This window comes from Oryzomonas rubra, from assembly GCF_008369015.1.
Taxonomy (GTDB): Bacteria; Desulfobacterota; Desulfuromonadia; order Geobacterales; family Pseudopelobacteraceae; genus Oryzomonas; species Oryzomonas japonica.
Genome location: NZ_SRSD01000003.1, coordinates 198,190 through 210,742 on the forward strand (window position 1 = coordinate 198,190; position 12,553 = coordinate 210,742).

The 12,553-nt window shown below is 60.8% G+C and carries 10 protein-coding genes; 3 read left to right on the forward strand and 7 right to left on the reverse strand.

Annotated features, from left to right (window positions below):
• Positions 1-7: 7 nt before the first annotated feature.
• A complete protein-coding gene (nikR, locus tag ET418_RS05985; protein ID WP_149306678.1) occupies positions 8-427 on the forward strand; it encodes a nickel-responsive transcriptional regulator NikR in 420 nt (139 codons plus the stop codon).
• A 457-nt stretch (positions 428-884) separates the two neighbouring features.
• Here nikR and aroF read toward each other — a convergent pair whose 3' ends face one another.
• The 7 genes from aroF to ET418_RS06020 form a co-directional block, all read right to left on the reverse strand.
• Positions 885-1,898 (reverse strand): 3-deoxy-7-phosphoheptulonate synthase, encoded by a 1,014-nt coding sequence (gene aroF / locus ET418_RS05990; protein WP_149306679.1) that lies wholly within the window; start codon positions 1,896-1,898, stop codon positions 885-887.
• Positions 1,899-2,045: 147 nt separating this feature from the next.
• The gene (locus ET418_RS05995; protein WP_149306680.1) at positions 2,046-2,735 is read right to left on the reverse strand and encodes a Crp/Fnr family transcriptional regulator; all 690 of its coding nucleotides are present in this window, start codon (positions 2,733-2,735) and stop codon (positions 2,046-2,048) included.
• 136 nt (positions 2,736-2,871) lie between these two features.
• Positions 2,872-4,878, reverse strand: a complete 2,007-nt coding sequence (gene tkt, locus ET418_RS06000) for a transketolase (protein WP_149306681.1) — start codon at positions 4,876-4,878, stop codon at positions 2,872-2,874.
• 25 nt (positions 4,879-4,903) lie between these two features.
• Entirely contained in the window at positions 4,904-5,908 is a 1,005-nt protein-coding gene (gene thiL / locus ET418_RS06005; RefSeq protein WP_149306682.1) for a thiamine-phosphate kinase, read from the reverse strand.
• A complete protein-coding gene (gene lon / locus ET418_RS06010; protein ID WP_476703885.1) occupies positions 5,905-8,379 on the reverse strand; it encodes an endopeptidase La in 2,475 nt (824 codons plus the stop codon). Before lon ends, thiL begins: the two co-directional genes overlap by 4 nt.
• The gene (locus ET418_RS06015) at positions 8,376-8,816 is read right to left on the reverse strand and encodes an Hsp20/alpha crystallin family protein (protein ID WP_149306683.1); all 441 of its coding nucleotides are present in this window, start codon (positions 8,814-8,816) and stop codon (positions 8,376-8,378) included. The genes lon and ET418_RS06015 overlap by 4 nt, the downstream gene beginning before the upstream one ends.
• A gap of 123 nt (positions 8,817-8,939) precedes the next feature.
• Entirely contained in the window at positions 8,940-9,137 is a 198-nt protein-coding gene (locus ET418_RS06020) for a hypothetical protein (RefSeq protein ID WP_149306684.1), read from the reverse strand.
• Between the two features lie 64 nt (positions 9,138-9,201).
• Between ET418_RS06020 and speA the strand changes: the two genes are divergently transcribed.
• A complete protein-coding gene (gene speA, locus ET418_RS06025; protein WP_149306685.1) occupies positions 9,202-11,109 on the forward strand; it encodes an arginine decarboxylase in 1,908 nt (635 codons plus the stop codon).
• A 234-nt stretch (positions 11,110-11,343) separates the two neighbouring features.
• Positions 11,344-12,540: a saccharopine dehydrogenase family protein gene (locus tag ET418_RS06030; RefSeq protein WP_149306686.1), complete on the forward strand. Its 1,197-nt coding sequence runs from the start codon at positions 11,344-11,346 to the stop codon at positions 12,538-12,540.
• The last annotated feature ends 13 nt before the right edge of the window (positions 12,541-12,553 follow it).

Sequence of the window (12,553 nt, forward strand, 5' to 3'; positions counted from 1 at the left end):
GGGTGTGATGGGAGAGACCATACGTTTCGGCATATCCATCGACGACGGGCTGTTGGAGCGTTTTGACCGGCTGGTTACGGAAAAGGGCTACGTCAACCGTTCCGAGGCCATACGCGATCTGATCCGCGACGCCCTGGTGGAGCAGACCTGGGAAGACGGCAACGAGGAAACGGTCGGCACGGTGACGCTGGTCTACGACCACCACGTCCACGACCTGGCCGACCGGCTGACCGCCATCCAGCACGACCACCATGACCGCATCATCTCGACCCTGCACGTGCATCTGGACCACCACAATTGTCTCGAGGTGCTGATCGTCAGGGGCAAGGCGAGCCAGATCAAGGCCATAGCAGACTCCCTGATCGGCGTGAAGGGGGTCAAGCACGGCAAGCTGGTGATGACGACCACGGGCCGGGAATTGGGCTAAGGGACGTCAAGTTTATCCTGAATCCGTGACGCCGGAATGCCACAGTGTCCGGAAGAGCCGGGGCCTGCCCGTCGCTATGCCGTAACATAGGCCCGTCCGCCGCCTGATGGTCGCAAACTCTTCAAACGCAGCCTTCCGGACCAGCGGCGGCAGGGAGGCGTCACGGATTCAGGTTTACAAAAAAAAGGGGAAGCGCGAGGCTTCCCCTTTTTTTATTCATTCTCTCCACCCTGCCGTCAGCTTAAAGGACCTCCGGCGAGTTTCCTCAACCATGGGAGTCAGTATACTGCTTCAGGCAAATCCCGCGTAATGGGGCAGCACACCACAGCAGGGAGCGACCCCCGTTTTGTTTAGCATTCCGCCCGGGTGCTACTGCCGACCAACAGGGTAGAGAGAACGATCTGGTGGTTTCATTATTACACCGGCGACCAAATCATTACAAGTCTTTTATAAACGGTCAGACATACCCCAGAAAACCGGTCAGCCGCCGGACCTCTTCCATCAGGTTTCCGAATCCGGGGAAGGTGAGCGACTGGGGACCGTCGGAGAGCGCTTTTTCCGGTTCCGGGTGCACCTCCACCAGCACGCCCTGGGCACCGCCCACCAACGCCGCCAGAGCCATGGGGGGCACCAGGCTGCGCTTGCCGGTGGCGTGGGAGGGATCGACCATGATCGGCAGGTGGGACAGCTCCTTGATCAGCGGCACAATGGCCAGGTCGAGGGTGTTGCGGGTCGCAGTTTCATAGGTGCGGATACCCCGTTCGCACAGGATGACCTGGTCGTTCCCCTCGGCCAGGATATACTCGGCTGCGGCCAGGAACTCCTCCACCGTGGCGCTCATGCCGCGCTTGAGCAGCACCGGCTTGCGGATCCTGCCCAGTTCCCGCAGCAGGTCGAAGTTCTGCATGTTGCGCGCCCCTACCTGGAGCAGGTCGGCGTACTCGGACACCAGCCCCACACTGTCCGGGCTCATCACCTCGGTAACGATGGGCAGGCCGCTCTCCCTCCCCGCCACGGCGAGCAGCTTCAGCCCCTCCTCCCGCAGCCCCTGGAAGGTGTGGGGGCCGGTGCGCGGTTTGAACGCCCCTCCCCGCAGCATGTCGGCGCCGGCCTGTTTCACGAAGAGGGCCGTCTTGACGATCTGCTCCTCGCTCTCCACGGCGCACGGCCCGGCCACCACCACCGGCCGGCACCCCTGGCCGACACGGACGCCCCTGACATCGACGATGGTATTTTCGGGATGAAAATCGCGGGAAACCAGCTTGTATGGTTTGGAAACGTGGATCACCTGTTGTACGCCCGTCAGTTCCAGAATTTTGCTGTCATCGACATATCCCTGGTTGCCCAGGACGCCGATGGCGGTCCGCTCCCTGCCCGGGATCGGCGCCGCCGTAAGGCCCATCTCGTTTACGGTCCGGACCACGGCGTCAATATCGGCCGTGGTGGCATTATGGCTCATGACGATCAACATGAATAGCTCCTTTTACCCAAATCAGACAGAATTTCCCATGGAGATACGGCACGCCTCTGCTGTTTCCGAACCGACAAAGATTTCTATGTCCTTGATCTTGTTTTTCTCTGTATCCCTGTGGCTCCGTGGCAAAAGTATCCTCGATCTTCACTCGTGCCGCTCGGACAGCTTCTGCAGCTTTTCCATCTGGTGGATCACCACCCGGCTCCCCTGGACCTCGATAATCCCCTCGTCCTTCAGTTTGCGCAGGGTGCGGGAGATGGTCTCGCTGGCGGTGCCGAGCCGCGAGGCAAGCTCGCCCTTTTTGACCCCCAGGTCGATGTAGGTGATGCCGCCGTAACTGGCCGACTTTTCGGCGGACCGCCGGACCAGAAAGGAGGCCAGCCGCGAGGTGACGTCGGCAAAGGAGAGCTCCTCGATCTGGCGGGCGAACTGCCGCAGCATGAGCGACAGGGAGACCACCAGGTTGAGGGAGAAATTGGGGTTGCGCCCCATCAGCTCCAGAAACCCTTCCTTGGGCAGGTAGAGCGCCTCGCCGGCCGCCAGGGCGCGGGCTTCGGCAGGATAGCGCCCGTCGCCGAAAAACGCTGCTTCGGCAAAGGTCTCGCGGGGTTGCACGAAGTGCAGCACCTTTTCCCGGCCATCGGGGGCGATACGGCAGAGCTTGATGCTGCCCGATACCAAAAGGTAAAAACCGGTGGCCTCATCACCCTCGCTGAAGAGGGACTCACCTTTCCGGAACGTGCGGCGGACCGTAATGGCGGCCAGTTCAGCCAGGTCGTTATCCTTCAGGCCGGAGAAGAGCAGGGATTTTTTGAGCAGTTCGATCAGCTCCATAAGAAACCTCAAAAAGCCGGACCACGGAGGCAATGGAATGGAGAAAAAACGGAGGTACACGGGGAAGAAGGCAGCAAGCCGTTTTTTAGATGTGCCTACCTTCCCCTTTGTTGTCCTCCGTGGTGAGCTTCGCCTATTACTTTTTCAGGAAAGCAGCGATCTTATCCGCCACCTGGGGCGCGGTGAAGCCGAACTGTTCCGCCAGCACCTTGTCCGGGGCCGAGGCGCCGAAGTGTTCGATGCCGATGAACAGGCCGTCGCATCCCAGAAGCTTGCCCCAGGACTCGCCACGCCCCGCTTCAAAGGCCACGCGGGGAACTCCTGCCGGGAGCACCTCGTCGCGGTAGGCGGCAGGCTGGGCCTGGAACTGCCCCAGGTTGGGCACGGAGACGATGCGGGCTCCGATCCCCCGTGCTGCCAGGAGGCCTGCCGCATCGGCCGCCACATGCACCTCGGAGCCGCTGGCCATGATGACCACGTCGGGCCTTCCGGCGGGCGAGGCCGCGACATATCCTCCCTTGAGGCCATCGGCTCTGTCAAAGGATGCGGGGCGGGCAATGACCGGAAGTTTCTGGCGGGTGAGGATCAGGACCGTCGGCCCATTGCTGCGTTGCAATGCCGCCTGCCAGGCCTGTGCCGTTTCCAGGCCGTCGGCCGGACGGATCACCTGGAGGCCCGGAATCATGCGGAGTGAGGCCACATGCTCGATCGGCTGATGGGTGGGGCCATCCTCGCCGACAAAAAAGGAGTCGTGGGTAAAGATATAGATCGACTGCACGTTCATGAGGGCGGAGAGACGGACGGATGGGCGGCAGTAGTCGGAAAAGACCAGGAACGTGGCGCCGTAGGGGATAAAGCAGCCGTACAGGGCCATGCCGTTCACCACCGCGCCCATGGCGTGTTCACGGATGCCGAAATGCAGGTTGCGGCCGGCAAACGCGCCCGGCTGCACGGAAGGCGCGCCCTTGATATCGCTGTTGTTGGAAGGGGACAGGTCGGCCGATCCGCCCACCAGGGCGGGGATAAGGGCGGCCGCCTTCTGGAGAACCGCGCCGGACAGGGCTCGGGTGGCGCCGTCCTTGTCGGCAACCACGGCGAGCAATTCATCGGCCAGCGTGGCCGGTACCTGCTTGTTCCACATTTCATCCCACAATTTTGCCTTTTCGGGATTGGCGGCATGCCAGCCGGAAAAACCGCGTTGCCAGAAGGTATAGCGGCGTTTGAGCGCCTCGACCCGTTCACGGCAGATGGCACGGACCTCTTCCGGCACCTCGAAGGGGGCATGCTGCCATCCCAGGTTGGCCCGTGTGGCGGCGATCTCGTCTTTGCCCAGGGGCGAGCCGTGGGCCCCGGAGGAATCCTGTTTGGCGGGGCTGCCGAAGGCGATGTGGGTGGTGGCGATAATGATCGACGGGCGCCCCGTCTCGGCCTTGGCGGCGGCAATGGCGGCCATGATCTGGGTGTAGTCGTGGCCGTCGATCTTCTGCACATGCCAGCCGCTGGCGGTAAAACGCCCGGCCACGTCCTCGGACCAGGCCAGATTGGTCTTGCCCTCGATGGTGATGCCGTTGTCATCGTAGAGATACACCATGTTGCCCAGCTTGAGATGACCGGCCAGGGCGGCGGCTTCGTAGCTGATCCCCTCCTGCAGGTCGCCGTCGCCCACCAGGGCGTAGATGGTGTGGTCGATGGGGCTGAAGTCGGCGGTATTGAAGCGTTCCGCCGCCATCCGGCTGGCTATGGCCATGCCGACCCCATTGGCGAACCCCTGGCCCAAGGGACCGGTGGTCACCTCGACCCCGACGGTATGGCCGAACTCGGGGTGCCCGGGGGTTTTGCTGCCCCACTGGCGGAAGTTTTTCAACTCCTCCAGCGGCAGGTCATAGCCGAACAGGTGCAGGAGCGAATAGAGCAGCATGGAGCCGTGGCCGGCCGAGAGGATGAAACGGTCGCGATTGGGCCAGCGGGGGTCTTCGGGGTTAAAGGAGAGATAATTGCCCCACAGGGTAAAGGCGCAGTCTGCGGCCCCCATAGGTAATCCGGGGTGGCCGGAATTGGCCTTTTCAACCGCGTCAGCGGCGAGAAAACGGATGGCGTCGGCACAGAGCCTGGCCTTGTCTGCGGGAATGACTGCCTGCTGCATATCGTGTGATGCTCCTTTCGGAAAGTTATGTAAAGTGGTTGTATCCCTTGTTCTGTGGGGCATATGTGCTGCCGTCGGCTAAAACGACCGTGACCTCGGGCGAGGCCGTTACTATACCAACAGGCCGAGCATCAATGCCACTTTTTTTCATAAGTTGGACAATTTTTTCCCGATTGGCCGCGGGCGCGGTAAATGCCAGTTCGTACTCTTCGCCGCCGGCCAGGGCAAGATCAGGATGAGACGAGGGGTGGGAGAGGAGAACGGTGCGAAAGTCCGGCGAAAGAGGGAGAGCGTCAAGGTGAATCGTACCGCCGAGGGCGGATAGTTCGGCAATATGGCCAAAATCGGCCAAAAGCCCGTCGCTGACATCGATCATGGCCGATACGAGCCCGGCCTCCGCCAGCGCCCGGCCAACAGCGGCCCGGGGGGACGGATCGAGCAGACGGGAGATGAGGCGTTCCTCCTCCACCGTCACGGGAGAGGGGAGTTTCCCCTTTTCCAGCAATTCCAGCCCCAGGGCGGCGTCTCCCAGGGTTCCGGTCACCCAGATGTCGTCATCGGGACGCGCGCCGGAGCGCCGTACGATCCTCTCCGGCTCCTGTTCCCCCATGATGGTGACGGATATGGTCAGGCCGTCGCGGGAGGAACAGGTGTCGCCGCCGATCAGGGCCACGCCGTGTTCCGCGGCCATGGCAAGAAAACCGCGGGTGAATGCGTCCAGGAATTCGAGGGGGGTGTCGGGGGGAACGGCAAGGGAGAGCAGCGCCCAGCGGGGGATCCCCCCCATGGCGGCGATGTCGGAGATGCTGACCGCCAGGGATTTGCGCCCCAGGCGGTAGGGGTCATGCCATACACGGCGGAAGTGCACATCCTCCACCAGCATGTCGGTCGAGGTCAACAACTGCATACCCGGGGAAAGGGCCGTTACGGCGGCGTCATCACCGATGCCGGTGATGACGCCTGTGCCGTTGGCCAGGCCGGAAGCGATACGGGAGATCAGGCCGAATTCGCCCAACTCTCCAATCTTCACCCCCGTGCCCCGGCAGAAATTTCCTTGCGGGGACGCATCAGCACCTTGGGGGTGGCTTCGCCGCTGCGCGGTTTCTTCGCAGGCTCCTTGGGGGTGGACGGCGCTGGGGGCGGAAACTTCTCCAGGGCCAGTTTCAGCACCTCGCTCACCTCGTGCACCGGGACGATCTTGACCTTCTTGAGTATCTCGGCCGGGATGTCCTCCAGGTCCTTTTTGTTCTGCTCGGGGATGATGACCATCCGCATCCGCGAACGCACCGCCGCCAGGATCTTCTCCTTGAGGCCACCGATGGGAAGCACCTTGCCCCGCAGGGTGACCTCGCCGGTCATGGCCACGTCCTTCTTGACCGGGATGCGCGTCAGGACCGAGACCAGCGCCGTGGTCATGGCGACACCGGCCGAGGGGCCGTCCTTGGGAATGGCGCCGGCCGGGACATGGACGTGAATCTCATGGTCCTGGAAAAAATCGGGGTTGATGTGCAGAATGTCTGCGTGGGCGCGGATGTAGGAATGGGCCGCCTGGACCGACTCCTTCATCACGTCCCCCAACTGTCCGGTCAGGGTCAGGGCGCTCTTTCCCTTCATCAGGGTGGCCTCGATGTGCAGAATCTCTCCTCCCACCGGCGTCCAGGCCAGGCCGTTGACCACGCCGACCTCGTTCTTGTCCAGATCCTCTTCCCGCAGATACTTGGGCGCCCCCAGGAAGGTGTGCAGGTTTTTGGCCGCGATCTTGACGGTACGCGTGCCCCCTTCGGCCACCTTGCGCGCCACCTTGCGGCATACCGTGCCGATCTCCCGTTCCAGATTGCGCAAGCCCGCCTCACGGGTGTACTTGGTGATGATCTCGCGGATGGCATCGTCCTCGAAACTGATATCCTTCGCCTTGAGGCCGTTCTCCTTTATCTGGCGCGGCACCAGATAGCGGCGGGCGATTTCCAGCTTCTCCTCCTCGGTGTACCCGGCCAGGTTGATCACCTCCATGCGGTCGCGCAGGGCGGACGGCACCGGGTCGATCTGGTTGGCCGTGGCGATGAACATCACGTTGGAGAGATTGAACGGCATATTGATGTAGTGGTCGGAGAACGAATGGTTCTGTTCCGGGTCCAGCACCTCCAACAGCGCCGACGAAGGGTCCCCTTTGTAGTCGTAGCCCAGCTTGTCCAACTCGTCCAGCATGAAGACCGGATTGTTGGTGCCGGCCTGCTTCATCCCCTGGATGATGCGCCCCGGCAGGGCGCCGATGTAGGTGCGGCGGTGGCCGCGGATCTCGGCCTCATCACGCACGCCGCCCAGGGATATGCGCACGAACTTGCGGTTCATGGCCCGGGCGATGGATTTGCCCAGGGAGGTCTTGCCGACCCCCGGAGGGCCCACGAAGCAGAGGATCGGCCCCTTCATCTTTTTCTTCAGCTTGCGCACCGCCAGGAACTCCAGGATGCGCTCCTTGATCTTGTCCAGGTAGTAGTGATCGTCGTCCAGAATCTCCTTGGCGCGGACGATGTCCAGGCTGTCCCGGCTGGATTTGCTCCAGGGGAGTTCAACCAGCCAGTCCAGATAGGTGCGGATGATACCTGCCTCACCGGCGTCCGGATGCATGTTTTCCAGCCGGTTCAGTTGCTTGAGGGCCTCCTTCTGGGATGCCTCGGGCATCTTGGCGGTCTCGATGGCCTTGCGGATCTCGGCGATATCCTCCTTGCCTTCGCCATCCCCCAACTCCTGCTGAATGGCGCGCATCTGTTCACGCAGGTAGTACTCCCGCTGATTCTTGCCCATCTCCTCGCGGGCCGCGCTCTGGATCTTGGCCTGCACGCTGAGCAGTTCCACCTCGCGGTTCAGGAACTCGTTGACCTTGGTCAGGCGCATGACCGGTTCGCTCATCTCCAGAAGCAATTGGGCATCGGCCACCTTCAGCCCCAGGTTGCTGGCAATCAGATCGGCCATGCTGCCGGGGTCCTGGATATTTTCCAGGATTACCATCACCTCGGGGGAGACCTGTTTGCCCAGTTCAATGACCTTGGTCAGCTGTTCGCGCACGGTGCGCACCAACGCCTCCGTCTCCAGGGAAACGTCCTGGAGCGGGGTGTCGACCATCTTCTCGATGCGTACCGTGTGGAACGGCTTCTCCGTCACATACTCGGTGATACGGGCCTTGCTCAGCCCCTGGACGAGAATCTTCACCCTGCCGTCCGGCAGCTTGAGCATGCGCATGATCATGGCGACCGTGCCGACCTCGTAGATCTTGTCCGGGGTCGGGTCCTCCTCGCCGATCTCATGCTGGGTGGCCAAAAGGATCATCCGGTCCCCGGCCAGAGCGCTGTCAACGGCCTTGACCGACATCTCGCGCCCCACGAAGAGCGGGATGATCATGAAGGGGTAGACCACCACATCGCGCACCGGCAAGAGCGGCAACACCTCGGGAATCTTCACCTCTTCCGATTCCTGTTTTTCCATATCCTTATCTATCTCGCTCAATCTTGTATCTCCTTTATCGTTACCTGCCGGTCACCAGTTTTGGGATATCTCACCCGCAGAACACCGTAACGGTATTCGGCCTTGATGGCGCATGTATCAATACAACCCGGGATATGCAGTGCATGGTGGAAACGGCCGTAACCCCGTTCGAGGCAGACATAATGGGCGTCGCCGACCGCCTGTTCGCAAGGGCGATGCGCCTCGAGCACGAGGGTCGCGCCATGCTGCGTCAGACTGATGTCCTCGATGCGAAAACCGGGCAGATCGAATTCCAGAACGATCTCATTGCAGGTCTCGTACATATCCACCGGCGGGCGGTTCTCCCCCTCGCCGAAGACATCACGAAGTTCAAGGGCGTCCAGCAGATCCCGGATTTCACCGAGGTGCCGGCCAAAGAGTTCCTGCTGAAACGGCTGTCTGCGAGAAAAACGTGGCATATAACCACCTTGCCTACCATTGATGATGAAGCTGACTCTCGGACTGGCTGAAAGGTAAACATTCCCTTCGACAAAGTCAAGGCACACCTTCGGCGGGTGCGCACAATTCGGGACTAACCCGCGTCATCCGGCGCAACCGGCCGTCATGGCGCTATCAAACTCGCCCGAAATCAGCCCCTCCTCCCGGGACATATTTTTATTTGATTGACTTACACTGCAATATTCAATAGAAGAACAAATTTGTTCATTTTTGTTTCGCTCCCCGGCAACGGGCACATTATGTGGGCGATCTTCAATAATATATGCAATAATGCGAAGCACGCCATTGTCCCCCTGCTACACGATGGCTTTCAGCAAATTAATGACGAAAGTTGGTACACGGCCTATGGAACGCTGGACGATTAACGAGTCCGTAAAGCTCTACAACATGGACAACTGGGGCGCCGACCTGTTCTCTATCAACAAGAAGGGGAACATCTGCGTCCATCCGTCCTCCAGTTCCAAGCAGTCCATCGATCTGCGCGCCCTGGTCGACGACCTGATCAAACGCAAGATCAAGCCCCCTATCCTGCTGCGTTTCATGGATGTGCTCCAGGGGCGTATCGCCAGTATCAACCGCGTGTTCAAGAGCGCCATCCAGGAGAACGACTACCCGGCCAAGTACCAGACCTTTTTCCCCATCAAGGTCAACCAGCAGCGCCAGGTGGTCGAGGCCATCGCCAACTTCGGCAAGCGCTACAACATCGGCCTGGAGGTGGGCTCGAAACCGGAGCTGGTAGCAGGCATCTCCATCTCCACCGGCAACGGCCTGCCGATCATCTGCAACGGTTACAAGGACACCGAATATATCGAGACCGTACTCTACGCCACCAAGATCGGCTACGACATCACCCTGGTGGTGGAAAAGCTGTTCGAGTTGGAAAAGATCATCGAACTTTCCAAGAAGACCGGCATCCAGCCCAAGCTCGGCATCCGGGTGAAGCTCTCCTCCAAGGGAACCGGCAAATGGGCCACATCAGGCGGCGAGGACGCCAAGTTCGGCCTGCGCATGTCCGAGATCATCGCCGCCATCCGCATGCTGGAGGAACACGGGATGCTCGGCTGCGTCAAGTTGCTCCATTTCCACATCGGCAGCCAGATCACCAAGATCGACAAGATCAAGACCGCCCTGATCGAGGGGACCCGTATCTACGCCGAAATGCGGAAACTGGGTGTCGGCATCGAATTTCTCGATATCGGCGGCGGCCTGGGCGTGGACTACGACGGCTCCAAGTCCAGCTACTTCTCCAGCGTCAACTACACGGTCGAGGAGTACGCCAACGACGTCATCTACCAGATCAAGAACATCTGCGAAGAGGCTGGTGTCGAGTGTCCCAACATCATCTCCGAATCGGGGCGCGCCACGGTTGCCCACTACTCGGTGTTGATCACCAACGTCCTCAACACCAACACACAGCACCTGATGCCCGATTTCGAGGAGATCCTGACCCAGGCCGAGAATCTGGCGCCCACGGTCAAGAAGCTCATGGACATCTACCAGAGCATCGACCGCTACTCCCTGCGCGAGGACTACCACGATACGATGCAACTGATCAACGAGGCGGTCAGCCTGTTCAACCTGGGCTACCTGACCCTCAACGACCGCGCCATCGCCGAGTGGCTCTACTCCAAGATCATAAAAAAACTCAACGGCATCGTCGAGAAGATCAAACCGATCCCCGAGGAGTTGCAGAACTTTCACCTGGCCCTGCGCCAGACCTATTTCGCCAATTTTTCCCTGTTCCAGTCGATCCCGGACTCCTGGGCCATTGACCAGCTCTTCCCGATCATGCCGCTGCAGCGGCTCAACCAGAAGCCGGACGTCATGGCCTCCATCGCCGACATCACCTGCGACTCGGACGGCGAGATCACCAGTTTTGTCGGCGAGACCGGCAGGACCAAGTTCCTTCCGCTCCACCGCATCCGCAAGGAGGAGGACTATTTCATCGGCTTCTTCCTGATCGGCGCCTACCAGGAGATCCTGGGAGACATGCACAACCTGTTCGGCGACACCAATGCCGTGCATATCACCTTCAACAAGAAAACCGGTTACCTGATCGACACCGTCATCAACGGCGACGCATGCTGGGAGAGTCTGAAGTACGTCCAATACAAGGGGCCAGAGATTCTCAAGCATGTCAGGGACAACCTGGAGAAGAGTGTCGCCCTGCGGAAGATCTCCATCGAGGAGAGCAGCCACTTCATCGAACTCCTGGACCGGACACTTCTGGGCTATACCTATCTGGGCGAGTAACGAGTAACCCTCCATCACTTTGTAAAAGTTTTGTTACGGGCATTGCGCCAGCCGGCCAATGCCCGTAATATCCAGTGCACCATTTTACCAAGCTGCGCAGCGCCAGATTCGCGATGATAACGGCGGTGGTGAGGAGGCAGGCCCGCAGGCGTAGCAACGCTACGTCGAGGAGCATGCCGACGAGCCACCGTCGTTAGGGCGCGAATATGGCACTGCCCGGAGAAGGAGTTTTCCATGAGCAAGGTCCTTATAATCGGCGCCGGCGGCGTCGGTCAGGTTGTGACCCACAAATGCGCCCAACGCCGGGATATCTTCAGCGAGATTACCCTGGCCTCCCGCACCCAGTCCAAATGCGACGCCATTGCGGCCCAGATAGCGACGCCGATCGCAACCGCCCAGGTGGACGCCGACAACGTACCGGAACTGGCGGCCCTGATCCGCAGGGAACAGCCAAAACTGGTGATCAACGTGGCCCTCCCCTACCAGGACCTGACCATCATGGATGCCTGCCTGGAGACCGGGGTTGATTATCTGGACACCGCCAACTACGAGCCGCGCGACACGGCCAAATTCGAATACCATTGGCAGTGGGCCTACCAGGAGCGCTTCAAACGGGCCGGGATCATGGCCCTGCTCGGCTCCGGCTTCGATCCGGGCGTGACCAACGTCTACACCGCCCTGGCGGCCAAGAGCCACCTCGACGAGGTCCAGGAGATCGACATCATCGATGCCAACGCCGGCTCCCACGGCCAGCCCTTTGCCACCAACTTCAACCCGGAGATCAACATCCGCGAGGTGACCGCCCCGTGCCGCCACTGGGAGAACGGCCGGTGGATCGAGAGCGGCGCGCTGGCCACCAAGCACTCCTTCGACTTCCCGGCCGGCATCGGCCCCATGAACATCTACCGCATGTACCATGAGGAGATGGAGTCCATCGTCAAGCATATCCCCACCATCAAAAAGGCCCAGTTCTGGATGACCTTTTCGGATAACTACCTCAAGCACCTGGAGGTGTTGCAAAACGTGGGCATGACCAGGATCGACGAGGTGGAGTACAACGGCCAGAAGATCGTGCCGTTGCAATTTCTCAAGGCCGTGCTGCCCGACCCCGGCTCCCTGGGGCCGCTGACCAAGGGCAAGACCTGCATCGGCGTCATCGCCCGGGGCCTCAAGGACGGCAAGCGCAAGCAGGTCTACATCTACAACATCTGCGACCACGAGGCCTGCTTCAGGGAGGTTAAGTCCCAGGCCATCAGCTACACCACCGGCGTACCGGCCGTGGTGGGGGCCATCATGATGCTGACCGGCAAGTGGCACAAACCCGGGGTCTGGAACATGGAGCAGTTCGACCCGGAGCTGTTCCTGGAGGTGCTGGGGCCCATGGGGCTGCCTACGGTCGTCGTGGATGGCGGCGAATGGCCGGAACTGTGAGAAACGCCACATT